Below are 23,671 nucleotides of genomic sequence, written 5' to 3'. Positions count from 1 at the left end.
TGTTGGCACCGGCTTCCATTGCGCAGCCGGCAGTGTTCGACGACGACCCGACAAAACTCAACCCGACCCGGATATGTCATTGACGATGGCCCAAGGAATTAAGCGCCTGGGGATGCCAATCGCGGCGCTCCTCGGCCTGGCGCTCGTGGGGCTGGTCGGAACGTCGTGGTTCCTGAACCGGGACGCGCTGCGGAGCGCGGTGGAAGCGCAGATTCGCGCCGTGACCGGGCTCGAGCTCGTCGTCAACGGGCCGATCGACGTTTCAGTGTTTCCCGGCAGCTATGTCTCCTTTCACAATGTCGGGCTCAAGGGCGCCGATACCACCGATCCGGCCTTGCAGGTCGACGTGCTGACCGCGAACCTGCGCCTGCTGCCGCTGTTGCTGCGGCGGTTCGAGATTGCCGACGTCATGATGCTCCGCCCGCATATCCATGTGGTTCGCGACGGCGCCGGCGAGAGCAACTGGACCCCGTTCGTCGAGACCATCGCCAAGACGATGACGCCCGGCGCCGAGAACCAGGTGTCGTTCTCGGAAATCCGGATCCAGGACGGCGAGCTGAATTACGAGGACGGCACCAACCACATCTCCGAACAGCTCGGCGATATCGACCTTTCGCTGGCCTGGCCCTCCATCTCGCGTTCGTTTGCCGCAACCGGCCAGTTCGACTGGCGCGGCGAGCGCGTCGACGGCTCGATCAGCGCCAGCGATTTCGTCGCGCTGCTGTCGGGCGACCGCTCCGGCCTCAAGGCGCGGCTTGCCAGCGCGCCGCTGAAGATTGCGTTCGACGGAACCGTCGCCAACCGCACCAGCCTGATGATGGAAGGCACCGCCACCATGGACAGCCCGGCGCTGCGCAACGCGTTGCGCTGGATGGGCCAGGCGCCGCCCGGCGGCGGTGGCGGCTTCGGCCGCTTCGCACTGAAGGCTCGCGCCAATGTGGTCGGCGGCTCGGTCGCGCTGACCAATGTCAATGTCGAGCTCGACGGCAATGTCGCCGAGGGCGTGATGACCTACGCCAATAACGGCCGGCAGACGCTGCAGGCGACGCTTGCCGCCGGCAATCTCGATTTCACGCCCTACATCTCGACGTTCCGCCTGCTGGCCAGCGGCCAGCGCGACTGGAACAGGCAGCTGTTCGACCTCTCCTCGCTGTCGTCGACCGATCTCGACATGCGCCTGTCGGCAGCCAAGGTGACGGTCGGCCCGTCCAAGCTCGGCCGCACCGCGTTCGGCGCCAATCTGCGCGGCGGCGCGCTCGCGCTCAGTGTCGGCGAGGCGCAAATGTATGGCGGCATCGCCAAGGGCTCGTTCGCGATCGCGCGCTCGGATGCGGTTGCCGACGTCAGGGCGCAATTCCAGTTCACCGATGTCGATTTGCAGGCCTGTGCCAGCGAGCTGTTCGGCATCAACAAGCTGTCGGGACGCGGCAACCTCAACGTCTCGCTGACGGCCTCCGGCTCGAGCCCGTTCGGGCTCGCGTCGTCGCTGGACGGCACCGCGACGCTGATCGGGCATGACGGCGCGATCGCCGGCTTCAATGTCGAGCAATTGCTGCGGCGGCTGGAGAAGCGGCCGCTGTCCGGCGGCGGCAATTTCCGCTCCGGCTCGACGCCCTATGACAATCTCAGCATCTCGGTGAAATTCGCCGACGGCGTCGCGACCGCCGACGACATCCATGTCGAGAGCCCCGCGGCGAAGATCACGCTGACCGGCACCGCCTCGGTGCCGTCGCGCGAGTATGATCTCAAGGGCGTCGCCAGCCTGACCTCGGCGGCGGCCGGCGGCACCGCGTTCGATCTGCCCTTCGTGATTCAAGGCCCGTGGGACGATCCGTTGATCTTCCCCGATCCGGAAAGCCTGATCCGCCGCTCGCCCGCATCCGCCCCGCTGCTCGACGCCGTGAAGGATCGCAAGACCCGCGACGCGGTGCGCTCGGTGATCGAGCGCATCACCGGCGGCGCCGCACGGCCCGCGGCCGCGCCCGATGCCGCGGCCGGCGCACCCGGCAACGCACCGGCGACAGCGGCCGAGAATGCCAAATCGAACTGACCAAGGTCGAACTGATCGATCCATTCACTTTCCGCATCAATGCAGCGGGACTGATCCACGCTCTCCCGCGAGCCCCCTACAGAAGTCGCCGACGCGGCATCTTTATCGGGTCACGGGCATGCGCTAGTGTTTTCCCCAACCGGTTAAAAAAATCGGCCTCATGAGGGGAGAAGAACGTGAGATCCAAGGTTTTCGGTGCGCTATCAATTGCGGTCGCTGCGGTCGGCCTGTTCGCCGCAACTGCACCCGCTCTGGCCCAGGGCAAGACGATCACCGTCTGGTGGGGCAAGGGATTCTACAAGTCCGAAGACGACGCGCTGCTCGATACGATCAAGAAATTCGAAGCCAAGACCGGCATCAAGGTCGAACTGTCGCAATACGCGATCCAGGACATGATTCCGAAGACGGTCGCCGCGCTGGATTCCGGCACCGTGCCCGACGTCGCCTATTCCGACACCTACGATGTGCAGGCGCAGGGCAAGTGGGCATTCGAGGGCAAGCTCGAAGACCTGTCCGACATCATGCTGCCGATGAAGGACGCCTTCGCGCCGAACACGCTGGAAGCGGCCCTGCTCTACAATGACGTCACCAAGAAGAAGTCCTATTACGGCTTCCCGCTGAAGCAGCAGAGCATGCACGTCCAGATCTGGGGCGACATGCTGGAGAAGGCCGGCTTCAAGGCCGCCGACATCCCGACCAAGTGGGAGGATTACTGGACGTTCTGGTGCGACAAAGTGCAGCCTGGGATCCGCAAGGCGACCGGCCAGCGCATCTACGGCGTCGGCCAGCCGATGGGCGTGGAATCCACCGACTCGTTCCAGTCGTTCTACACCTTCATGGACGCCTACCACGTCAAACTGGTCGACGACGACGGCAAGCTCCTGGTCGACGATCCCAAGGTGCGCGACGGCCTGATCCACGCGCTGAAGGACTATACCGACACCTACATCAAGGGCTGCACGCCGCCCTCCTCGACGACCTGGAAGGATCCGGACAACAACGTCGCCTTCCACAACAAGACGATCGTGATGACCCACAATTTCACCATCTCGATCGCGGCGAAGTGGTTCGAGGATTCGACCAACCCGGCGCTGACCGACGCGCAACGCGCCGCCGGCAAGCAGGCCTATGAGCACGACATCATCACGGCGTCGTTCCCGAAGGCGCCGGACGGCTCGACGATCCGGTACCGCTCCGACGTCAAGACCGGGCTGATCTTCGCCAACGCCAAGAACAAGGCGGAAGGCAAGCAGTTCATCAGCTTCCTGATGCAGGAAGACAACGTCCGGCCCTATATCGAAGGTGCGCTCGGCCGCTGGTTCCCGGTGACCAAGGCCAGCCAGGCGAGCCCGTTCTGGCAGGCCGACCGGCATCGCAAGGCGGTCTGGAATCAGTTCACCGGCGGCACCGCGCCGTTCGACTTTACCAAGAACTGGAAGTTCACCATCCTGAACAACGAGAACGTCTGGGCCAAGGCCATGAACCGCGTCGTCAGCGAGAAGGTGCCGGTGGACAAGGCCGTCGACGAACTGATCGCCCGCATCAAGCAAGTGGCGGGGTAAAAGTTGCGAGACCAACTGCCGCGGCGCATTTCTCTGGTCGTCCCTGCGAAAGCAGAGACCCATACGCCGCGGCAGTCGTTTTCGAGAATACTGGTCGACGGCTTTCGCGCAACAACGAAGGCCGGTGGTTATGGGTCCCTGCTTTCGCAGGGACGACAGCGGCGTGTAGGGTAACGCATATGGCGATCACGCTCTCCGCATCCGATGTCCCCTCGCCGCCACTGTCGGCGCGGCTGTCGCCGCCGCAGGTCTGGGGCATCGTGCTGCTCGTGCCCTATCTGCTCGTCTTCCTCGCCTTCGTGGTCTATCCGGTCGGCTACGGCCTGTGGCTGGCGCGTCATCCGTCAAGCTATGTCGCGCTCTATAATGACCCGATCTTCGCGCGCGCGGCCGTCAACACGCTGATCTTCCTGGTCATCGGCATCAACATCAAGATGCTGATCGCGCTGTTCCTGTCCGGCTTCTTCGCCCAGCAACGGCCCTGGATCAGGTGGCTGTCGGTGATCTTCATTCTGCCCTGGGCGGTGCCGTCGATCCCGACGATTCTTTCCGTGCGCTTCATGCTCAACCCCGAATGGGGCGTGGTCAACCAGCTGATCTTCAAGTTCACCGGCGACGACGGCCCGAACTGGCTGAACGATCCGGCGGTCGCGCTCGCGATGGCGATCGGCGTGCACATCTGGAAATCGCTGCCGTTCTGGACGCTGATCCTGCTGACCGGACGGCTCGCCATCCCGCAGGATCTGTACGAGGCATCCGACGTCGACGGCGCCAATTGGTGGCAGAAGTTCCGCTACATCACCTGGCCGTCGATGCAGACGCTCTACATCACCTGCACGCTGCTCTCGATGATCTGGACGCTGGGCGATTTCAACAGCGTCTATCTGCTCACCGGCGGCGGGCCCGCCGACCTCACCCACGTGCTGTCGACCCTCGGCATCCGCTATCTCAGGCTCGACCAGCTGTCGCTGGCGATGGCCTCGATCGTCTGCGCGATGCCGTTCGTGCTGCCGCTGGTCTATTACATGATGAAACGGTTGTCGCGATGAAGCTGCCCACCCTCCGCGAAGTCGGCACCGAAGCCAAGCTGCTGCTGATCGGCATCCCGGTCTTCATCTGGACCATGATCCCGATCTACCACATGTTCGTGTTTGCGATCTCGCCGAAGGAGGACGCGTTCACCGGCAAGCTGTGGCCGACGCATCCGACGCTGCATAATTTCTCGATCGTGTTCCACCAGCAGCATTACTTCCTGCGCGACTTCTGGATCCAGTTCTGGAATTCGGCCGTGATCGCGGTGGCCGTCGGCGCGCTGACGCTGTTCGTCGCCACCGCCGCGGCATTCTCGATCTCGCGGCTGCGCGTGCCGGGCGGCCGGGCGGTGATGAACCTGGCGCTGTTCACCTATTTCATCCCGGCGGCGTTCCTCGCCGTGCCGATGTACCGCACCATGGGCACCTACGGCCTGCTCAACAATCACTGGTCGCTGATCCTGGCGATGGTGACGATCGCCGCGCCCTACGCGATCTGGGTGCTGAAGCAGGCCTCCGACAAGCTGCCGGTCGAGCTCGACGAGGCCGCGACGATGGACGGCGCCACCACGCTGCAGCTGTTCCGCCTGGTCTATGTGCCGTTGATGATGCCCTCGCTGGTCGCGGTCGGCACCTACGCGATCCTGCTCGCCTGGAACGAATATCTCTACGCGTTCCTGCTGCTGTCGAAGGACACCGACATCACGCTGCCGGTCGCGCTCGGCAACTTCCTCGCCGCCGACGACTCGCCGTGGGAGCTCTTGATGACCACCGGCTTCATCTACGCGCTGCCGCCGGCCGCGGTCTATTACGCCTTCAAGCGTTACATGGTCGGCGGGCTGACCGCCGGCGCCGTCAAGTCGTGAGGCCAGAGCATTTTCGAGCGAAGTGGACACCGGTTCGCGTGAAGAAAACGCGTCAAACAAGAATCTACAGCGGCGCGGCGCTCTCGCCCTGCGAGCTCGACAGTTTCGAGGCAAATGAGGCGACCACGATGATCACGGCGATCAGCGCGATCACCAGCGTGCAGATCGCGTTGATCTCGGGCTTCACGCCGAGCCGAACTTCGGAATAGATCCGGATCGGCAGCGTCGCCGAGCCGGGACCGGTGGTGAAGCTCGCAATCACGACGTCGTCGAGCGACAGCGTGAAGGCCAGCATCCAGCCGGCTATGATCGCCGGCACGATCAGCGGCAGCGTCACCAGAAGGAACGCGCGCACCGGATCGCAGCCGAGGTCCATCGCGGCCTCCTCCATGCTGCGGTCGAGCGTGGCCAGACGCGACTGCACCACGACGGTGACGAAGCACATCGTCAGCGTGGTGTGGGCGATCGTCACCGTCCAGAAGCCGCGCTCGGCATTCAGCGCCACGAACAGCAGCAGCAGCGACAGGCCGGAGATCACCTCCGGCATCACCAGCGGCGAATACAGCATGCCGGAGAACAGCGCCCGCCCCCGGAACCGTTCGCCCCGCGCCAGCCCGACCGCCGCCAGCGTGCCCAGCAGGGTGGCCAACGTCGCCGACACCGCGGCGACCGACAGGCTCATCCACGCCGCCTCCAGCATGGCGCGATCGCTGAAGAACTCGTGGTACCAGCGCAGCGACCAGCCGCCCCACACCGTCACCAGCCGCGAGGCGTTGAAGGAATAGATCACGAGGATGACGATCGGCAGATAGAGGAACGCCAGCCCGAGCGCCAGCGACGTCATGTTGAAGCGCGTGAGCCTGGTGACACTGGGCGCCATCAGCGATTGGCCTCGAGCTGGCGGCGCTGCAGGCGGTCGTAGAGCACGAGCGAAGGCACCAGCAGCAGCAGCAGCGCGACCGCCGCGGCTGACGCCACCGGCCAGTCCTTGTTGGTGAAGAACTCGAGCCACAGCGTCTGCCCGATCATCAGCGAATTGGACCCGGCGAGCAGATCGGGAATCACGAATTCGCCGACGATCGGAATGAAGCAGAGCAGCGCGCCGGCGCCGACGCCCGGCAGCGATAGCGGGAACGTCACCAGCCAGAACGCCTGCAGCGGCGAGGCGCCCAGATCGCCCGCCGCTTCCAGGAGCGACGCATCCATCTTCGAGAGCGTCGCATAGAGCGGCAGGATCATGAACGGCAGATAGGAGTAGACGATGCCGAGATACATCGCGCTGTCGGTCGACAGCCAGACCACCGGCGCGGACACGACATGCAGCGCCAGCAGGATCTGGTTGAACAGGCCGTCATGCTGCAGGATGTTGATCCAGGCATAGATGCGGATCAGGAACGAGGTCCAGAACGGCACGATGACCAGCATCATCGCCACGCCCTGCCAGCGCTGCGGCAGCCGCGCCATGCCGTAGGCAATGGGATAGCCGATCAGCAGCAGGATCAGGGTCGAGGTCACCGCGACGACGAGGCTGCGCAAATAGGACAGGATGTACAGATTGTCCTGCAGCAGTAGGCGGAAATTATCGAACGACAATTGCGCAAACGCAGCGGCCAGCGCCGCGCGGCCTTCGGTGAAATCGAACACCGGCGTATAGGGCGGCTGCGCGATCGCGGTCTGCGACAGGCTGATCTTCAACACGAAGCCGAACGGCACCAGGAAGAACAGCACCATCCAGAGGTAGGGCGCGATCGCGGCGAGCCGCGCCGGCCGGGCGAAGATGCGGCGCGCGCTCATTGCTCGAGCACCAGGCAGTCGTCGGCGGTGAACCACGCCACCACGCGCTGGCCGGCAAGATAGGCGTCGACATCGAGCCGCGCGGTGTTGGCCATCGACGAGCGCACCACCGCGCCCGTCTCCAGCTTCACGCGGTAGCTCGTCACGCCGCCGAGATAATTGACGTCGGTGACGACGCCCTCCAGCCGGTTGATCATCTGCGACGCACCCGCGTCCGACGCCGGCGCGCGGCGCGACAGCCTCACCTTCTCGGGGCGGATCGCGACGCTGACGACCTCCTTGATCACCGGCGGCCACAGCTCGCTGACCGCGAGCGTGCCTGCTTCCGCGGTCGAGACCGTCAACCGTCCATTCTCACGGGCGGCGACCTGGCCGTTGAACAGGTTGATGTCACCGACGAACCCGGCGATCCAGCGCGAGGCCGGCGCCTCATAGAGGTTGCGCGGGGTGGCGACCTGGACCAGACGGCCGGCATCCATCACCCCGATCCGTCCGGCCATCGTCATCGCCTCCTCCTGATCGTGAGTGACGATGATGAAGGTCATCCCGAGCCGGCGTTGCAGCTCCATCAGCTCGCCTTGCGTGCTCTCGCGCAATTTCTTGTCGAGCGCGGCGAGCGGCTCATCAAGCAGCAGCACCTGCGGGCGGCGCGCCAGCGAGCGCGCCAACGCCACGCGTTGCCGCTGTCCGCCGGAGAGCTGGTCTGGCTTGCGCTTCTCGAGCCCCTCGAGCTTGACGAGCGCCACCATCTCGGCAACGCGGGTCGCGATATCGCGACGCGCCATGCCCGCGCGCCTGAGGCCGAAGGCGATGTTGTCGCGCACCGACAGATGCGGGAACAGCGCGTAGTTCTGGAACATCATGTTGACGGGCCGCTCATGCGGCAGCACCTGGGCGATGTCGCTGCCGCCGAGCAGGATGCGGCCCTCGTCCGGGGTCTCGAAGCCTGCGAGCATACGCAGCAGCGTGGTCTTGCCGCAGCCGCTCGGGCCGAGCAGCGCGAAGAACTCGCCGGCGCGGACGTCAAGCGAGAGCCGGTCGACCGCGCGGAAATTGCCGAACGACTTGGCGACGCCCTCGATCCGCAGCAGCGGCATGTCCGAGACGGCCGGTTCAGGCAACGGCTTTGCCGCCTCCGCACTCGCTTCGTCCGATGTCACGTCAAGAAGCCCCGATTCCCTGCAAGGTCCAATCCTGGCGGCAAGCTAGCGGCGGATCGCCAGCGGCTCAACCGGCTCACGGACATCTCCCGCAATATTGTCGGTCTCCGTTCCTCTGCCAGGGCGTGTACTTTTATCAACGCGTTGCGTCGGCTTTGAGGTACAAACCGGAAGGCACTGCTCGGTCTGAACCTTACGCTTTGGACCCTGAACGGACGTCGCGAGCCGATTGCTGCATGCAGATCACCGAGGCAGCGCCACCCCGGCGATTTGCATGACGCCAAGCTCGTCGAACAACTCAATCTGTTCACCGTTCAGCACCGGAATGTAGCAGCGACGTCTGGCACCCAAGATCAAGATACAGAGCTTATCCTCCGCGACCGTCCATGTCCCGGCTGTAGGTCCAAGGGCCTCGTCCCGGTGCGTATAGGTCATCCGGCCGTCGGGCTCGAATCGCATTGTACGCGGACCATCCCTGAGCTTTGTACCGAAGCTGATCGTCTTGCCCTGGAATTTTGCGGCCAGGGTCTCACCTGTCGGTCGTTCGCCGGTCGCCGCGGCGAGCGAGGCATCGGGCCCCGGATCATAGCCCTCGGCCTTCAGGATCAGCCAGAAGAGCCTGCCAACACTACGCATAGAAGGTTCGGTGAAGGGCGTGTCTTGGTCGACACGATGCACCACGACGAGGTCGAGTGCGGGCACGACCAAAGCGTACTGGCCGCCGAACCCTTCGGCCAAAAAGCTGCCCTCCGGTAAAGTCACCGTAGGCGCAACCGCACCGCCCAGAAAACCGATCCACCAGAGATAGCCATAGCCGAGCCCGGACGCAGCTCTCGAATAGCTGCGCGTGCTCTCTTCCACCCACTCCCGCGGCACGATCTGGTATCCGGCCCAATTGCCTTTGTGCAGATAGAGAAGTGCAAAACGCGCCAAGTCCCGTGCGCTCATGCGGATCGCATAGGCGGGATGGATGGACGCTTCGCCGCGGACGTAGCTGCCATCCTGTGGCCGGTAGTCCTGCATGCCGATTGGCTTTGCGATCTTTTGGTCGAGCGCCTCGAAGATGCCGGTGCCAGTTGCGTGTTCGTAGATCGTGCCTAGCGCGTTGAAGTCCCAATTGTTGTAGTACCAGAAGGTGCCGGGCGGGTGGCTGCCGCGCGGCGGTCTCATCTTAGCCATGTCCGGCGTCTCGTAGAGCGCCGCGTGGTAGACCCCGGAACGCGCTTCGAGGAGTTCGCGCACCGTCGCGCCCTTCTCGATCCCGGTCAAGCCAGGCGGATTATCGTCGATGCCGAGTTCACCAAGCGTGCTGTCGGGGTTGATCAGGTGATCCGACACTGCGATGCCGGTCAGGGCGCTGAGCAGGCTCTTGCGGATCGAAGCGAGTTCCATTGGCTTCGTCGTATTGCCCCACTCGGCCACTACCTTTCCGTGCTGAACGATCACAACCGCACTTGAGCGAATCTGATCCGAAAAGGATCGCGCTTGGGCCAACTCGGTTTCTGACCAGCCCAATTCTGCAGGGGTGACGCGCTCCCACTCCGCTGCCGGGAAGCCATCTTCTGCTGCCGCAGGCCCGAACCGAAGCAAAGTGCCGAGTAGCACGACGGCGAAAATAATCTGGCGAATATGCATTGGATGGTCCCCACACGCGGCGAGCTTGACCTGATCGCAGCACAACACTCATTAACGAAACTATGCAGAACGCTTATTGCAGAACGTGTATTGCAGTATTTTCTTTTGATTCCCGCCAACGCGTTCTCATAGCGACGTCTCTTGTTGGCCCAACTCGAACCTCCGGTTATTTCCGCTCTTGCGATGTTGTTGAAGGCTAAGCAGACGTAAGCCCCGACGAGGCTCGTTGCCTTTATGAGTATATGCCCTAGACTTCGCGGCCAAACTCGGGAGGACAACCGATGATTTGCGACCGCTACGGCCTGCCGCTGACCACCACCTCGGACCGCGCCGCCGCATATTATGTCGACGGCGTCGATCGCATGCTGGCGGCGCTGCACGGCGCCGATGCCGCGTTCGAAGCGGCGATCGCCGAGGACCCCGATTTCGCGTTGGCCCATCTCGGCCGTGCCCGCGTCCACCAGCTCAACATGGAAGTGGCCGCGGCCCGCGCCAAGGCAGACGATGCGAGGCAGCTGGCGGCGGCCGCGAGCCCGCGCGAGCGCCAGCACATCGAGATCATCGCGTCCGTGATCGAGGGCCAGGGCAAGAAGGCGATGACGGCAGCCGAACAGCATCTCACCGAATATCCGCGCGATGCGCAGGTGCTCTCGCTGTTGCTCGGCGCCTTCGGCCTCTACGCCTTCTCCGGCCGGCCCGACCATGACGCAGCGCGGCTCGCGATCTCCGAACGTTACGCCAGCGACTATGGCGACGATTGGTGGTTCCTCACCTATCTCGGCTGGTCCAAGACCGAGGCCGGCGACGTCGTCTCGGGCCGGGCCATCACCGAGCGCGGCTATGCGTTGAAGCCGGAGAACGCCGGCGCCGCGCACGCGGTGGCGCATGCGCTGTTCGAGCAAGGCGACGCGGCGGAAGGCCGCAGCTTCCTCTCGGCATGGCTGCCGGCGAATGATCGCACCAGCTTCCTGCAGGGACATCTCGCCTGGCACCTCGCCTTGATCGCGATCGAGGAAGGCGACGCCGACAGCGCGCTCGACATTTACGAGCAGCACATCAAGCCGGCGAACCGGCCCTATCCGCCGCTCAATATCTATACCGACACGGCCTCGCTGCTGTGGCGGCTGTCGGTCGCCGGCAAGACCGGCCTCGAGTCGCACTGGAAGGATGTCGCCGCCTATGGCGACGGCTACTTCCCCAAGGCCGGCGCGCATTTCGCCGACGTGCACCACGCGCTGGTCGCAGCCACGACCAACAACGATGCGCTGGAGGCGCGGCTGGCCGAGATGGCGGCGCGCAACGCCGACGGCAAACTGGCACCCGGCCCCGCCGCGATCGGGCTCGGCCGGGGCGTCGCGGCCTTCGCCGCCGGCGACCATGAGCGCGCCGTGCGCATCCTGGCGCCGCTGATGCCCGAGCTGGTGCGGATCGGCGGCAGCCATGCCCAGCGCGAATTGTGGGAGGATACCTTCATCGTCGCCTGCCTCCGCGCCGGCCAGGGCCGGCAAGCGACGAACCTGATCTCGGATCGGCTGCATCGCCGTCCATCCAAGCGTGACCTCGCCTGGTCGCAGGAGGCGGCGAGGCAATAGCCGCTGTTGGACCTGCTCTCCTTCCCCCTGAAAGGGGGAGGGTCGGGATGGGGGTCGGCCGCAAGCGACACCGATTGTCATGGTGGCAGGATCCCCGCCCGCTTTGCTCTGGCGAGCAAAGCGACCTCCCCTTCGCAAGGGGAGGTTTGAGAGTGCGCTCAATCGCCCTTCGCCATGAACGCCGCGAGCGCATCCTGATCGGCTTGCGGCATGATCGGCCCGAGCTTGGAGCGGCGCCACAGGATATCGTCGGGAAAGCGCGCCCATTCCTTGCGCATGAGGTAGCGCACCTCAGCTCCTGTCAGCTCCGGGCCGAAGGCCGGGCCGAGATCGGCTTTCTGCTTCGCGTCGCCCAGGATATCCTTCACGTTCAACCCATAGGCGGCCACCAGCCGCCGCGCCTGGGCCTCGCCCAGGAAGCGCCAGCGGTCGCACGCGATGTCGACCTCGGTCTCGAAGCGCTGCCACGCGAACTCGCCGCCCGGCAACGGCACGGTTGCGGTCCAGCGCGGCGTCATCGGATAGAACCGCGTGAACTCCGAGACCGCCCGCTCGGCGCGGCGCCGCGCCGGGGTGACGTCGCCGCCAAAGATCGTGAGCAGCAGCGCCTTGCCGCGGCGATAATCGAGCGATGCGGCACCATCGCTGATGCGCCGGCGCCCGGGAGCGACGACGGAATTGGCGCCGGAAATCGTTCGCAGCACATCGGCCGGGGTGATCTGCTCGCGAAAATAGCGATTGGCTGCGTCGCAGAGATAGGCCACCTCACGCACACCCATCGCGACAATGGCGGGATCGCCCTTGAAGGCATGACTGACACTGCCGATCAGGGTGAAGTCGCGCTCATAGGGACTGGCGAAAATCAATTGTCCGGCGGAGTTCTGGAACGCATAGACGTTGTTGCAGTCGAACAGGCGGCGCACCACGATCTGGCTGATCTGCACGGTCGCGAGCGGTGGCGCCGGCACGCGCAACACGGTGTCGGCGACGGAGGCGGTCCATGCACCGGTCGCGTTGACCAGCGACCGCGCCGTGATCACCCGCCGATTGCCACGGTCGATCACGACCAGCCGCCAGGTGTCGCTGCGCTCGGCCCGGGTCACGCGCGCGCCGGTGCGAATATCGGCGCCGCGCGCCGCAGCATCGACGGCGTTGAGCACGACGAGCCGGGAATCGTCGACGACGCAGTCGGAATATTCGAACGCGGTTCCGAACGGCCGCTTCAGCGCATTGCCGACCGGATGGTGGGTGACATCCAGCGTCGTCGAGCGCGGCAGGCCGCTGCGCGAGGCCAATCGTTCGTAGAGCAGCAGCAACGACCGCAATTGCCACGGCGGCCGTTCCTCGGCATATGCCGGGATCGCAAAGCGCGCCGGCCGCACCAGATGCGGCGCGATGCGCAGCAACACATCGCGTTCCCTGAGCGCCCTGCGGACGCGGAACAACTCGCGCCGTTCCAGCCCGGCCAGATCGCCATGGACCAGCCGCGGCGAGGCCTGCGACGCGCCGGAGCCGAGATCCCCCTGCTCCAGCAGGATCACGCGCAGGCCGCGGCCGGCCGCGTCGCGAGCAACGCTCGTGCCGTTCAGGCCACCGCCGATGATCGCGACGTCATAGTCCGCCATCCGCAACGCCTATCGCATTTCCGTGCGAACGGAATATTTGTTCGCACGAAAAATGCGTCAAGGCGCGGCGCTCAACGACATGATGCCTGGGTGAAGCGGCACACTCCACCTCTCCCGCTCGCGGGGCCAGCGTACGTTTGCATGATTTCGGAATATTAGAATAATGCCCCTGAGTTGCCCGACCTGTCAAGTAGCCTGCTCGAACGCCGGCCGCCACGGGCTACTTTGCATGGGGTTGTTTTCGATATTTTGGCAGCGCTCCTCCTCCGACGGCCTCGCAAGCGGGAGAGGCACACCGTCTTCGCGACGGCTATCCAATCCGACTCCATCACGCGCTAGTCCGCACCGACCGAGGCAAAGAACTGTTCGGGGCCATCGACCTCGATCAGCTTCTTGCCTTCGATCACCCAGAACCGGTTGGCCACCGTCCGCACAAACTGGCGGTCGTGCGACACCAACAGGCAGCTGGCCTGCTGCTCCATCAGTTCCTCCTCCAGCGTTTCCTGGCCCTCGATGTCGAGGTGGTTGGTCGGCTCGTCGAGCAGATAGAAGTTCGGCTGGGTGAGCCGCAGCACCAGCATGCCGAGACGGGCCTTCTGCCCGCCCGATAGCCGCCCGATTGGACGGCCCTGCATCTCGATCGAGAGCCCGGCACCGGCGAGCAGGCCGCGCGCACGCTGGTCGCCGACCTCGAAACGCTGCGTCAGCACGCGCATCGGCGTGTCGCCATCGGCGAGGCCGGCCAGCGCCTGGTCGCAATAGCCAAGCACCAGCGACTCGGTGGCCTTGATCTCGGCGGCCGTCGCCTCCGCGTCCATGATCGCCAGCCGCAGCGCCGCGACGAACCGGGTCTTGCCCGCACCATTCGGCCCGAGCAGCGCAATCCGGTCGCCCTTGCAGATGAACTGCTGGCCGGTCCTGAACAACGGCCTGCCGTCGGGGGTGCCGATCGCGGCGTTGTTCAGCCTGATCAGAACCTTGGCATGGGTGTCGCGATTGGCGAGCCGGATCGTGCCGGCCGAGCGTTCCAGATGCGCAGGTTTCGCGGTCTCCTCCAGTCTCTCGGCACGTTGCTTCAATTGCCTGGTCTTCGACAACAGAAGGTCGCTGCCGGAATTGATGCCGAGGTTGTTGAGCTTGGCGGCCTGCTGCCGGAGTTGCCGGACGGCCTTCATGCCGCGCTGATAGCGCCGCTCGTCCGAGGCATCGAATTCGTCGAGCGCCGCGCGCGCCGCGGTGTAGGGCAACGAGAACAGCTGCAACCGTTCCGGGCGCAGGAACAGCGTCCGATTGGTGGTCGCATCGAGGAAGGCGCGGTCGTGGCTTGCGATCACCACCGGCATTTCGCGCGGCAGCGTATTCAGCCACCCCTCAAGCCGGCCGATCTTGGCGAGGTCGAGATGGTTGGTCGGCTCGTCGAGCAGCAGCACGTCGGGCTCGGTCACCAGCACGCGGGCGAGCAGCGCAAGGCGCAGCCAGCCGCCGCTCAGTTGCTTGAGCGGTCGCGCCCAAAGTTCCTCCGGCACCTCAAGCGATTGCAAGGCGACGTCGACCCGCCAGCTTTCGCTGGCGCGCTGCTCGCCGGGTAGCGCCTCAAGCACGGCGGCATGGAACGGGGTATCGAGCAGCCTCGGCGGTGCATCCTGCTCGACATGGCCGACGGTCAGGCCACGCGCGCGGGTAACGTCGCCTTCATTGGGGTCCATGCTGCCTGCGATGCAGCGCAGCAGCGTGGATTTGCCGCGGCCGTTGGCGGCGACGAGGCCGATCCGATCGCCGGCATTGACGACAAAATTCAGTTCGGAAAACAGCGGCGCGTTCAGCGTCACGCCGAGATTGCGTACATTGATGAGGGTCACGATCAGTTCTCTGGTCTTGCCGGCAATCACGACACCATCATCCACTAACATCGGATGTGCGTGTCGAAGCGCGGCGAGGGATTCAAATGCAGGCGCGAACGCTCAAACGTTCAACGCCGCACGGCCACGAAGGGCAGACCAGGAAGAGATTTTGTCCGAGTTTCCGGTCAGCCCTGCAAACGCATTTGCAGGGCGTTGACGGGGCCACGCCTGGAGTGATGATCGATGAATGTCGCCACGACGCAGCCCTCCTTTCTCGGCAAGAATGTTGTGGTGAGCCGAGATTTAACCGGACGCGCCACGGATGGCAAGCGCAGCCGGCCGGGCGAGTCCGGTGGTTCGGGCCGATTTATCCGGCTTTGCGCACGGTTTCGGCGAGCCGGTCGCCGCCGACCAACGCGGCAAATTGACCGATCGGGGCGGGCCGGCCGATCAGATAGCCCTGCACCGCGTCGCAACCTTCCTCGGAGAGGAAGCTGAGCTGCGCTTCGGTCTCGACGCCTTCGGCGACGATCGACATTTCGAGGCCGTGGCCGAGATCTATGACCGCACGGACGATCGCGGCCGATTGCGGATTGCGGCCGAGATTGATGACGAAAGCGCGGTCGATCTTGATCTTGTCGAACGGAAACGCCTGCAGGTAGCTCAGCGAGGAATAGCCGCTGCCGAAATCATCCATCGAGATGCGCACGCCGAGCGTCTTCAGCCGCCGTAGCAGCGACAGGCCGCGGTCGAAATCCTCGATCAGCACGCCCTCGGTGATTTCAAGCTCGAGGCGATCGGGCGTCAGCCCGGTCTCGAGCAGGATCGAATGCACGAGGCCGACGAGGTCGCCATGGGTGAACTGCGCCGGCGACAGGTTCACGGCGACCTGCATCGGCACCGCCCAGGAGGCGGCCTCACGGCAGGCTTCGCGTAAAATCCATTCACCCATCTCGACGATCAGGCCGCTTTCCTCCGCGAGCGGAATGAAGTCACTGGGCGGCACGAAGCCGCGTACCGGATGGTGCCAGCGCGCCAGCGCCTCGAAACCGATGATCTGGCTGTCCGCAACACTCGCGCCCGTGGCCGCCTGCGGCTGGTAGTAGAGTGACAATTCGCCGTTCTTGATCGCGACCGACAGCTCCTGATGCAGCACGCGGCGATCGCGGATCTGCTGGTCCATCTCCGGCTCGAAGATCGAGATAGTGCCGCGCGACTTGGCCTTGGCGCGGAACAGCGCCGCGCCCGAATTGGCCAGCAGCGAGGCCGCGTCGGATCCGTTGTGCGGGAACACCGCGATCCCTGCGGTGAGGCCGGTGCGCACCGATTTGCCGTCGATCGCGAAATCCTCACCCAACGCCTCGGCGGCCTGCTCGGCCAGCGCAATGCCGGCGGCCGGCTGCTGGCCGTCGATGATTAGGCCGAATTCGTCGCCGGACAGCCGCGCGACCACGCCGCCGCGCGCCACGGTCTGCAAGCGCTGCGCGACTTCGATCAGCACCTTGTCGCCCATCGCATGGCCGTAGACGTCGTTGATCTCCTTCAGCCCGTCGAGGTCGACGCAGAGCACGGCGAACTCCTCGTCGGTGCCGTCGCAGGCCTCGATCATCTGGGTCAGCGCCTGCAGGAAGGCGGCGCGGTTCGGCAGATCGGTCAGGCCGTCGTGATAGGCCATGTGCGCCATGCGCGACTCGGTCTGGCGCCGGTCGGTGACGTCCTCATGGGTCTTGATCAGATATTGCGGCTCGCCATGGTCGTCGAGCACGGTCATGCGGCGGGTCAGGAACAACCGCAGGCCGTCCTTGGTCGAGATCGGGTGCTCCTCGGCGATCATGCTGCGCTTCCGGATCGCAGCCTCGTCGCGGGCGACGATCAGCTTGGCCTCGCGCGCATTGAAGATGTCGGAAGCGGCGAGGCCGACGGCGTCCTCGCGGCGGCGGTTGAGGATCGTCTCGGCGCTGCGGTTGGCCAGCAGATAGCGGCCGTCGCTGACGCGCTGCACGATCAGCGAGACCGGGATGTTGTCGACCACAAGCTCGAGGAATTTCTTGTTGTTCTCGAGCTCCCGCGACAGCGAACGGCGGTCGGTGACGTCTTCGAACAGCGCGATCAGGAATTCCGGATCGCCGGCCTCGTTGCGCGCGATCACGCGGTTCGACGCCAGGATGCGCTTCTCCGAACCGCGTTCGACGAAGAATTCGCTGCGATGATAGCCTTCCGGCGCGTCCAGCGCCGCGCGGTCGGCGGCGTCGATGCTGACGGCGGTCTCGGGGCGGAATATCTCGTCGGCGCGCTTGCCTACGATGTGATCGCGCGAGAAGCGCGAGAAGCGCTCGAACGCGCGGTTGGCGAAGATGTAGCGGCCGTCCTCGATGTTCTTGGCCGCGACGCAGACCGGGACGTTGTCGAGCACGGATTCGAGGAATTGCGTGGTCGAGGCGAGCTTGCGCGACAGCTTGCGCTGGTCGGTGCAATCGAGATGGGTCGCGACCGAGCCGCCGTTCGGCAGTGGAAAATATTTCACCAGCACCGACCGGCCGCCGGGCAGTTCGGTGACCAGCCCATCGGTCGCGGCGGCCCTGGCGAAGAAATCCTCGGCGCTGATGTCGAGCACGCCGCGGTCGCGGCGCAGCTCCAATAGCTCGGTGCCGGTCATGTTGCGCCTGATATCGGCACGCGACAGACCGTAGATCTCGAGATAGCGGTCGTTGCAGAACACGATGCGCTCACGCGCATCGGTGATCACCACGCCCTGGTTCAGATGGTTGAGGGCGGACGACACGAAGGCGTTGCGCCGCAGTTGCGCGCGCTTGGCCTTGCGCAGGGCCGAAAGGATCCACAGCCCGACCGCGCCGAGGAAGGAGGCAACCACCACGCTGCTAATCAGGAGCTCCCAGACCACGCCGGGATCGAGGTCACCAAGATAGGTCGACGGTGCGAAGGCGGCGGAGGCGGCCCGGGCTGCACCGACCGGCACGACGGCGGCGGTCAGGCAAAGGACGGCCCTTGCCGGAATCGAATTCTTCCCGCCCGCCTGCCACTTCCTGCCAGCCATCAATCACCCGCGGATTACCGGGGCGAGTGTCCGGCTCCGGCGGTTTGGATCGAGTAAACGCGTAGGGATGCAACCGGGAAATGCCACTTAATGTACGGCAATTGCCCTGACATGATTAATGCTGCCCTAACAGGGCATGGCTCCCCAACTATTTGAGATGGCCCAAGCACTTGCCTAATAAGCACTTGCCCAAAACGATGGGATCGGCTGAACGATGTTGGCGGCAACGGCGTGGCTGCGCGGAAATGTTCGGACGTGAAGGACGAGATGGACAGGGTTGATTGTGTGGTCGTCGGTGCGGGGGTGATCGGCCTCGCGGTGGCGCGCCGGCTGGCACAGGCCGGCCGCGAAGTGATTGTGATCGAGGAGGCCGAAGGGATCGGCACGGTGACTTCGTCGCGAAACAGCGAGGTGATCCACGCCGGCATCTACTACCGGGCCGGCAGCCTGATGGCGCGGATGTGCGTCAGCGGCAAGCGGGCACTTTATCGCTACAGCGCCGAGCACGGCATCCCGCACAGGAATTGTGGCAAGCTGATCGTCGCCACCACGGCCAAAGAGACCGAAAAACTGCAGTCGATCCGGGCCCATGCCGAGGCCAACGGCGTCGACGACATGCAGCTCCTCTCGGGCGAGGCGGCGCGCGCGCTGGAGCCGGCGCTGAACTGCGACGCGGCGCTGCTGTCGCCCTCCACCGGGATCATCGACAGCCATGCCTACATGCTGGCGCTGCGCGGCGACGCCGAGGCGGCCGGAGCGGCATTCGCCTTCCATACGCCGCTGCTCCACGCCAGGGCCACGGCCAGCGGGTTCGAGATCGAGGCCGGCGGCGCGGCACCCATGACGCTGGCCTGCAACCTCCTGGTCAATGCCGCCGGCCTCGGCGCAACGGCCGTCGCGCGCAACGTCGAGGGCATGCCGATCGAGTTGATTCCAACGGCCTATCTGGCCAAGGGCAATTACTTCAGCTGCAGCGCCAGGGCGCCGTTCTCGCACCTGATCTATCCGGTGCCGGAGCCCGGCGGGCTCGGCGTGCACCTGACGCTCGACATGGCCGGACAGGCGAGGTTCGGCCCCGACGTCGAATGGATCGATCACATCGATTACGCCGTCGACCCTGATCGGGCCGAGCGGTTCTATCCGGCGATCCGGAAATACTGGCCGACCCTGCCGGACGGGGCGCTGATGCCGAGCTATTCCGGAATCCGGCCCAAGATCGTGCCGCCGGCGGTCGCGACCCAGGATTTCCTGATCCAGGGACCGGCCGATCACGGCGTCGCCGGCCTGATCAACCTGTTCGGGATTGAATCGCCTGGACTCACGTCATCGCTCGCGGTCGCCGACCATGTCGGCGAGCTGGCGGAGCTCTGAGCAAATGCAGCATAGCCTCACCGAGGGATGCGCGCCGCGGCGCTCATCCCTCGGTGAAAGGCCAGATTATTTGCTAATTTGCGGAGGAACCGGCTTAGTGGACCGTCTCATCGGCGGAAAGTCTCAACCGCTCGATTTGGTCCTTGACCATCAACTTGCGGCGCTTGAGCTCGCAAATGTGGAGATCGTCTACGGAGGGGTGAACGAGTGCTTCGTGCAGTTCGTTCTCGAGTATTTTGTGCTTACGCTCCAGCTCAACGAGATGGGCCTGTATTGCCATTGCGAACACTCCTCGGTGCGTTAAACCTCAGGTTCGATCCGGACCAATAAGTCTACACGAGTGGGCGGTGCTGTCGATAGGGGGACGCGAAATGCCGCACGCACTCATTTCGGTTTATCTGTAACTAATCGTGACTATGGAACCGGTTCGGCTTGCGCCGCGCGCGCTCAGGGAGGATATTCCGGTGGGCGGCTGCTTCGGCCGCAACAACCTCGTCGTGCTTATCAGTCAATACACAACCATGAACGATCAGGATGAGCGCGAACTCCTCGCAGAGCTTGCGCGTCTGCAACAAGAGCACCGCGACCTCGATGCCGCGATCGACGCGCTGCATCAATCGCCGGCGCCGGATCTCTTGATGCTGCAACGCTTGAAGAAGCGGAAACTGCAATTGCGCGACCGCATCGCCTTCATCGAAGATCAGATCACGCCAGACATCATCGCCTGACGCCCGTCTCTGCAGTTCGGCGGCCCGTTGGTTCAGGTCCGGTGGCGGTTTTCCCCGTCATCCACAGCGCCTCACTGGCTTCACGTTCGCGGCAACGGACACAGGTGTGCCTTTGGGCGCTTGACTCCAAAAGAACAAAATAAGAACATGCCGATCCAGCCGCCAGCCATCAGAGGGAGTTTCACCATGTCCGCACCGCCTTCCCTGCCCGACAACAGCCGCTACGAGCAGGCCTGCGATCAGGCGATCGCGATGTGCGACGGCAACCTGCGCAGTACCATCAAGGCGTTGATCATGGCCAACGAATATCTGGAAGCCGAGCTCGAGGAATTGCAGGCCGCGATCGCGGCCGGCTGCGTGCCGGCGCGAACCCATGCGGCGAGCGACGCCGCCTGATCTTCAGGGAGCACAGCAATGGCTGACGTGACCTACTATGTGGCGCTGCCCTTCATGCAGGACGACGACGGCACGCCGGTTGCCGGCAGTGCCGAGGAATGCCAGAGTTCGGCGATCGCGCTGCGCCGGGCCGAGACGATGTCGCGGATGCCCGGCAGCATCGGCGCCGTCGCGTTCAGCCGAACCGGCGATCCCGCGATCGGCGAATTCGGCGATGCCAAGCTGCTGCGGGCCTACGGCAATGTGCCGGAGGATCTGAGCGCGCTGTAATTTTCAGGATTCATGGCGCCGCTGCACCTTGCGCACGTACATCGCACGATCGGCCTCATCGAGAACGCGATCGGCATCCGAATGCGCGGTGAGGATCGCAACGCCCGCGGAGGCGCCCGCGGAGACCCGGCTGCCACGGAACACGAAAGTCAGGCGGTCGATCGCCTCTTCCAGCGCAGCCGCCTTGGCGCGGGCATCGGTCTCGTTGAGGTTCCACAGCAGCACCGCAAACTCGTCGCCACCGAGACGGCCGATCACGTCGGAGGCTCGCACCTGGTCCGATATCGCGGTGACGATCGTCTTCAGCACCTCGTCACCTGCCGCGTGCCCGAAGGCATCGTTGATCGGCTTGAGGCGGTCGACGTCGAGCACGATCAGCGCGCCGGAGGCCTGATAGCGCTTGATGAAGGAGAGCGAACGGACGAGCTCGCGCTCGAAGCCGCGCCGATTCAGAATATCGAGCAGAAAGTCGGTCTCGGCGGAGGCTTGCAGCTCATCGATCCGGGCCTGGGCCTGCGCCAGCTGCGCCCGCAACCTGCGGATGGTCGATTTGTCGCCGGACACGACCGCGCGCCGCGTGGAAGCTTCGGTTCCCGTCCCTTTGGTTCCGGTCCCCTTTGTTCCAGTCCTGCCGGGTGCGGATTTGCGCGCGGCGGGCGCGCCTTTTCGTCGTTTTGCCGCCCCGGAGGCCACCGCCGTCGTCTTCTTCTTCATGCGCATCCTTGTTGAGGCCTGCTTATGAAGGCTTGCCGGGATTCACCAAGACAGGATAGTCCATTCTAACTCCCTTGCCACGCCTTGGATGACGCCCGGGCCGCCCCTATAATTGGCCTATGCTTTTGGATTCCTGCACAGAATTGAAGAGATGACCGCTCCGATCGCCATCATCATGGGAAGCCAGTCCGACTGGGAGACCATGCGCCATGCCGCCGAGACCCTGGCCGCGCTGGGCGTTGCCTGCGAAACGCGCATCGTTTCGGCGCACCGCACGCCCGACCGGCTTTATGCCTTCGCCAAGGGCGCCAAGGCGTCTGGCCACAAGGTGATCATTGCCGGTGCCGGCGGTGCCGCGCATCTGCCGGGCATGACGGCCGCGCTGACGGAGCTTCCGGTGTTCGGGGTTCCCGTCGAGTCGAAGGCGCTGTCCGGCGTCGATTCGCTGTACTCGATCGTGCAGATGCCGGCCGGCATCCCGGTCGGAACGCTGGCGATCGGCAAGGCCGGAGCGATCAATGCCGCGTTGCTCGCGGCGAGCGTGCTCGCGCTCAACGATCCTGCACTGTCGGGCCGCCTTGCGGCCTGGCGCAAGCAGCAGACCGATGCGGTCAAGGAGCATCCGGAGGGCGCGGCGTGACGGCTTCGAACCTTGTGAAGCTGAAGCCGGGCGACACCATTGGAATCCTCGGCGGCGGACAATTGGGCCGGATGCTGGTGCTTGCAGCCGCGCGCCTCGGGCTCCGCTGCCAGGTGTTTTCGCCGGATCCGGACTCGCCGGCTTTCGACGTGGTGCAGAACGCGACCTGCGCGGAATATGCCGACGTCGAGGCGCTCGAACTGTTCGCCAACGACGTCGACGTCGTCACCTATGAATTCGAGAATGTCCCGGCTGCGACCGCGATGGTGCTCGCCGCGCGCCGTCCGGTCCTGCCCGCACAGAAGATCCTCGAGACCACGCAGGACCGGCTGATCGAGAAGGATTTCGTCAGCAAGCTCGGGATCGGCACCGCCGATTATGCCGACGTCTCATCGGTCGCCACGCTTCGCGCAGCGATCGAACGGATCGGCCTGCCCGCCGTGATCAAGACCCGCCGCTTCGGCTATGACGGCAAGGGCCAGGCCATCATCCGCGCCGGCGACGACCTCGAGCAGGTCTGGCAGGACCTCGGCACCAAGTCGGCCATCATCGAGGCCTTCGTGCCGTTCGAGCGCGAGATCTCGGTGATCGCGGCCCGCTCGGCTTCCGGCGAGGTCGAGTGCTTCGACGTCACCGAGAACGAGCACCGCGACCATATTCTGAAAATTTCCCGCGCGCCGGCCGCGATCCCCGAGGAGCTTGCAGTACAGGCGCGGGCGATCGCCGAAAAGATCGCCGCGGCGCTCGACTATGTCGGCGTGCTCGCGGTGGAGATGTTCGTGGTGCCTGGTAACGGCGCAGCGACGGTGCTGGTCAACGAGATCGCGCCGCGCGTGCATAACTCCGGCCACTGGACGCTCGACGGCGCCTCGATCTCACAGTTCGAGCAGCACATCCGTGCGATCGCCGGCTGGCCGCTGGGCAAGCCGGTGCGCCACGGCGACGTCACCATGACCAACCTGATCGGCGACGACATCCTGAGCTACGAGCAGTGGCTCACCGTTCCCGGCGCCACCGTGCATCTGTACGGCAAGGGCGCACCGCGCCCCGGCCGCAAGATGGGGCACGTCACCGAAGTGACGCCGCCCCGCAAGCCGTAACTCCACACCGGCAGCCGCGGCCGCCTTCGCGCCATCGATGGAAATGGGATCGTGGCAACCACGATCCCATTGGAGCATCGGTTCTGATTCAATCAGAACCGACGCTCTCGCTTTGCGCTTTGACGCGTTTTCGTCACGCGAACCGGCGTCCACCTCGCTCTAAAGCGCGATGAGATCAGGTTGAATCGTCATCGCGCTTTAGCTCCTTGTTTGAGCATGATCTTTTCGGAAAACCGCTTCG

At 64.8% G+C, this 23,671-nt stretch carries 20 protein-coding genes; 11 read left to right on the top strand and 9 right to left on the bottom strand.

What is annotated here, in order from left to right; all coding sequences use genetic code 11:
• Positions 1-85: 85 nt before the first annotated feature.
• The 4 genes from HAP47_RS06950 to HAP47_RS06935 all read left to right on the top strand — a co-directional run bounded on the left by HAP47_RS06950 (position 86) and on the right by HAP47_RS06935 (position 5,509).
• Positions 86-2,050 (top strand): AsmA family protein, encoded by a 1,965-nt coding sequence (locus HAP47_RS06950; protein ID WP_231168798.1) that lies wholly within the window; start codon positions 86-88, stop codon positions 2,048-2,050.
• A gap of 176 nt (positions 2,051-2,226) precedes the next feature.
• Positions 2,227-3,612 carry an ABC transporter substrate-binding protein gene (locus tag HAP47_RS06945; RefSeq protein ID WP_173638887.1) on the top strand — a complete coding sequence of 462 codons (1,386 nt, stop codon included), beginning with the start codon at positions 2,227-2,229 and terminating at the stop codon, positions 3,610-3,612.
• A gap of 179 nt (positions 3,613-3,791) precedes the next feature.
• The gene (locus HAP47_RS06940) at positions 3,792-4,661 is read left to right on the top strand and encodes a carbohydrate ABC transporter permease (protein ID WP_173638888.1); all 870 of its coding nucleotides are present in this window, start codon (positions 3,792-3,794) and stop codon (positions 4,659-4,661) included.
• A complete protein-coding gene (locus tag HAP47_RS06935; RefSeq protein ID WP_092123530.1) occupies positions 4,658-5,509 on the top strand; it encodes a carbohydrate ABC transporter permease in 852 nt (283 codons plus the stop codon). Before HAP47_RS06940 ends, HAP47_RS06935 begins: the two co-directional genes overlap by 4 nt.
• Before the next feature lie 64 nt (positions 5,510-5,573).
• Here the strand turns inward: HAP47_RS06935 and HAP47_RS06930 are convergent, their stop codons facing one another.
• From HAP47_RS06930 to HAP47_RS06915, 4 genes are all read right to left on the bottom strand, one after another.
• The gene (locus tag HAP47_RS06930) at positions 5,574-6,389 is read right to left on the bottom strand and encodes an ABC transporter permease (protein ID WP_173638889.1); all 816 of its coding nucleotides are present in this window, start codon (positions 6,387-6,389) and stop codon (positions 5,574-5,576) included.
• Positions 6,389-7,303: an ABC transporter permease gene (locus tag HAP47_RS06925; protein WP_173638890.1), complete on the bottom strand. Its 915-nt coding sequence runs from the start codon at positions 7,301-7,303 to the stop codon at positions 6,389-6,391. The genes HAP47_RS06930 and HAP47_RS06925 overlap by 1 nt, the downstream gene beginning before the upstream one ends.
• Positions 7,300-8,400: an ABC transporter ATP-binding protein gene (locus HAP47_RS06920; RefSeq protein ID WP_231168952.1), complete on the bottom strand. Its 1,101-nt coding sequence runs from the start codon at positions 8,398-8,400 to the stop codon at positions 7,300-7,302. Before HAP47_RS06920 ends, HAP47_RS06925 begins: the two co-directional genes overlap by 4 nt.
• 306 nt (positions 8,401-8,706) lie before the next feature.
• Complete coding sequence (locus tag HAP47_RS06915) at positions 8,707-10,098, bottom strand: serine hydrolase domain-containing protein (protein WP_173638891.1); 1,392 nt, start codon at positions 10,096-10,098, stop codon at positions 8,707-8,709.
• A 362-nt stretch (positions 10,099-10,460) separates the two neighbouring features.
• Here HAP47_RS06915 and HAP47_RS06910 point away from each other — a divergent pair, with 362 nt between their 5' ends.
• Entirely contained in the window at positions 10,461-11,690 is a 1,230-nt protein-coding gene (locus tag HAP47_RS06910; protein WP_173640618.1) for a tetratricopeptide repeat protein, read from the top strand.
• A gap of 158 nt (positions 11,691-11,848) precedes the next feature.
• Here HAP47_RS06910 and HAP47_RS06905 read toward each other — a convergent pair whose 3' ends face one another.
• The 3 genes from HAP47_RS06905 to HAP47_RS06895 all read right to left on the bottom strand — a co-directional run bounded on the left by HAP47_RS06905 (position 11,849) and on the right by HAP47_RS06895 (position 18,211).
• Positions 11,849-13,315, bottom strand: coding sequence for a glycerol-3-phosphate dehydrogenase (locus tag HAP47_RS06905; RefSeq protein ID WP_173638892.1), 1,467 nt, complete (start codon positions 13,313-13,315; stop codon positions 11,849-11,851).
• Positions 13,316-13,650: 335 nt separating this feature from the next.
• A complete protein-coding gene (locus HAP47_RS06900) occupies positions 13,651-15,225 on the bottom strand; it encodes an ABC-F family ATP-binding cassette domain-containing protein (protein WP_210285257.1) in 1,575 nt (524 codons plus the stop codon).
• Between the two features lie 298 nt (positions 15,226-15,523).
• Positions 15,524-18,211: a sensor domain-containing protein gene (locus HAP47_RS06895; RefSeq protein WP_173638893.1), complete on the bottom strand. Its 2,688-nt coding sequence runs from the start codon at positions 18,209-18,211 to the stop codon at positions 15,524-15,526.
• A gap of 267 nt (positions 18,212-18,478) precedes the next feature.
• On the opposite strand from HAP47_RS06895, the gene HAP47_RS06890 reads away from it, so the two are divergent.
• Positions 18,479-19,582: an NAD(P)/FAD-dependent oxidoreductase gene (locus HAP47_RS06890; RefSeq protein WP_173638894.1), complete on the top strand. Its 1,104-nt coding sequence runs from the start codon at positions 18,479-18,481 to the stop codon at positions 19,580-19,582.
• 94 nt (positions 19,583-19,676) lie between these two features.
• Here the strand turns inward: HAP47_RS06890 and HAP47_RS06885 are convergent, their stop codons facing one another.
• Positions 19,677-19,862: a YdcH family protein gene (locus tag HAP47_RS06885; protein ID WP_173638895.1), complete on the bottom strand. Its 186-nt coding sequence runs from the start codon at positions 19,860-19,862 to the stop codon at positions 19,677-19,679.
• 241 nt (positions 19,863-20,103) lie between these two features.
• Here HAP47_RS06885 and HAP47_RS06880 point away from each other — a divergent pair, with 241 nt between their 5' ends.
• From HAP47_RS06880 to HAP47_RS06870, 3 genes are all read left to right on the top strand, one after another.
• Complete coding sequence (locus tag HAP47_RS06880; protein WP_024583705.1) at positions 20,104-20,310, top strand: YdcH family protein; 207 nt, start codon at positions 20,104-20,106, stop codon at positions 20,308-20,310.
• A 186-nt stretch (positions 20,311-20,496) separates the two neighbouring features.
• Positions 20,497-20,706, top strand: a complete 210-nt coding sequence (locus HAP47_RS06875) for a hypothetical protein (protein WP_092123514.1) — start codon at positions 20,497-20,499, stop codon at positions 20,704-20,706.
• Between the two features lie 18 nt (positions 20,707-20,724).
• A complete protein-coding gene (locus HAP47_RS06870; protein WP_050422668.1) occupies positions 20,725-20,976 on the top strand; it encodes a hypothetical protein in 252 nt (83 codons plus the stop codon).
• Positions 20,977-20,979: 3 nt separating this feature from the next.
• Here the strand turns inward: HAP47_RS06870 and HAP47_RS06865 are convergent, their stop codons facing one another.
• Positions 20,980-21,690 (bottom strand): GGDEF domain-containing protein, encoded by a 711-nt coding sequence (locus tag HAP47_RS06865; protein ID WP_371821744.1) that lies wholly within the window; start codon positions 21,688-21,690, stop codon positions 20,980-20,982.
• A 151-nt stretch (positions 21,691-21,841) separates the two neighbouring features.
• On the opposite strand from HAP47_RS06865, the gene purE reads away from it, so the two are divergent.
• Complete coding sequence (gene purE, locus HAP47_RS06860) at positions 21,842-22,330, top strand: 5-(carboxyamino)imidazole ribonucleotide mutase (protein ID WP_176396231.1); 489 nt, start codon at positions 21,842-21,844, stop codon at positions 22,328-22,330.
• Positions 22,327-23,430 carry a 5-(carboxyamino)imidazole ribonucleotide synthase gene (locus HAP47_RS06855; protein ID WP_173638897.1) on the top strand — a complete coding sequence of 368 codons (1,104 nt, stop codon included), beginning with the start codon at positions 22,327-22,329 and terminating at the stop codon, positions 23,428-23,430. The genes purE and HAP47_RS06855 overlap by 4 nt, the downstream gene beginning before the upstream one ends.
• Positions 23,431-23,671: the final 241 nt, after the last annotated feature.

Origin of the sequence: Bradyrhizobium sp. 41S5 (assembly GCF_011516665.3) — a bacterium.
GTDB classification, from domain to species: domain Bacteria; phylum Pseudomonadota; class Alphaproteobacteria; order Rhizobiales; family Xanthobacteraceae; genus Bradyrhizobium; species Bradyrhizobium quebecense.
The sequence above is the reverse complement of the archived record's forward strand: the minus strand, read 5'-3'. Positions and strand labels throughout refer to the sequence as shown.

What these genes read in the sequence shown, in the direction of transcription:
- HAP47_RS06950 (WP_231168798.1), top strand. Translation starts at nt 86, where the DNA reads ATGGCCCAAGGAATTAAGCGCCTGGGGATGCCAATCGCGGCGCTCCTC.
- HAP47_RS06940 (WP_173638888.1), top strand. Translation starts at nt 3,792, where the DNA reads ATGGCGATCACGCTCTCCGCATCCGATGTCCCCTCGCCGCCACTGTCG.
- HAP47_RS06935 (WP_092123530.1), top strand. Translation starts at nt 4,658, where the DNA reads ATGAAGCTGCCCACCCTCCGCGAAGTCGGCACCGAAGCCAAGCTGCTG.
- HAP47_RS06930 (WP_173638889.1), bottom strand. Translation starts at nt 6,389, where the DNA reads ATGGCGCCCAGTGTCACCAGGCTCACGCGCTTCAACATGACGTCGCTG.
- HAP47_RS06925 (WP_173638890.1), bottom strand. Translation starts at nt 7,303, where the DNA reads ATGAGCGCGCGCCGCATCTTCGCCCGGCCGGCGCGGCTCGCCGCGATC.
- HAP47_RS06920 (WP_231168952.1), bottom strand. Translation starts at nt 8,400, where the DNA reads ATGCCGCTGCTGCGGATCGAGGGCGTCGCCAAGTCGTTCGGCAATTTC.
- HAP47_RS06915 (WP_173638891.1), bottom strand. Translation starts at nt 10,098, where the DNA reads ATGCATATTCGCCAGATTATTTTCGCCGTCGTGCTACTCGGCACTTTG.
- HAP47_RS06910 (WP_173640618.1), top strand. Translation starts at nt 10,461, where the DNA reads ATGCTGGCGGCGCTGCACGGCGCCGATGCCGCGTTCGAAGCGGCGATC.
- HAP47_RS06905 (WP_173638892.1), bottom strand. Translation starts at nt 13,315, where the DNA reads ATGGCGGACTATGACGTCGCGATCATCGGCGGTGGCCTGAACGGCACG.
- HAP47_RS06900 (WP_210285257.1), bottom strand. Translation starts at nt 15,225, where the DNA reads ATGTTAGTGGATGATGGTGTCGTGATTGCCGGCAAGACCAGAGAACTG.
- HAP47_RS06895 (WP_173638893.1), bottom strand. Translation starts at nt 18,211, where the DNA reads ATGGCTGGCAGGAAGTGGCAGGCGGGCGGGAAGAATTCGATTCCGGCA.
- HAP47_RS06890 (WP_173638894.1), top strand. Translation starts at nt 18,479, where the DNA reads ATGGACAGGGTTGATTGTGTGGTCGTCGGTGCGGGGGTGATCGGCCTC.
- HAP47_RS06885 (WP_173638895.1), bottom strand. Translation starts at nt 19,862, where the DNA reads ATGGCAATACAGGCCCATCTCGTTGAGCTGGAGCGTAAGCACAAAATA.
- HAP47_RS06880 (WP_024583705.1), top strand. Translation starts at nt 20,104, where the DNA reads ATGAACGATCAGGATGAGCGCGAACTCCTCGCAGAGCTTGCGCGTCTG.
- HAP47_RS06875 (WP_092123514.1), top strand. Translation starts at nt 20,497, where the DNA reads ATGTCCGCACCGCCTTCCCTGCCCGACAACAGCCGCTACGAGCAGGCC.
- HAP47_RS06870 (WP_050422668.1), top strand. Translation starts at nt 20,725, where the DNA reads ATGGCTGACGTGACCTACTATGTGGCGCTGCCCTTCATGCAGGACGAC.
- HAP47_RS06865 (WP_371821744.1), bottom strand. Translation starts at nt 21,690, where the DNA reads ATGAAGAAGAAGACGACGGCGGTGGCCTCCGGGGCGGCAAAACGACGA.
- purE (WP_176396231.1), top strand. Translation starts at nt 21,842, where the DNA reads ATGACCGCTCCGATCGCCATCATCATGGGAAGCCAGTCCGACTGGGAG.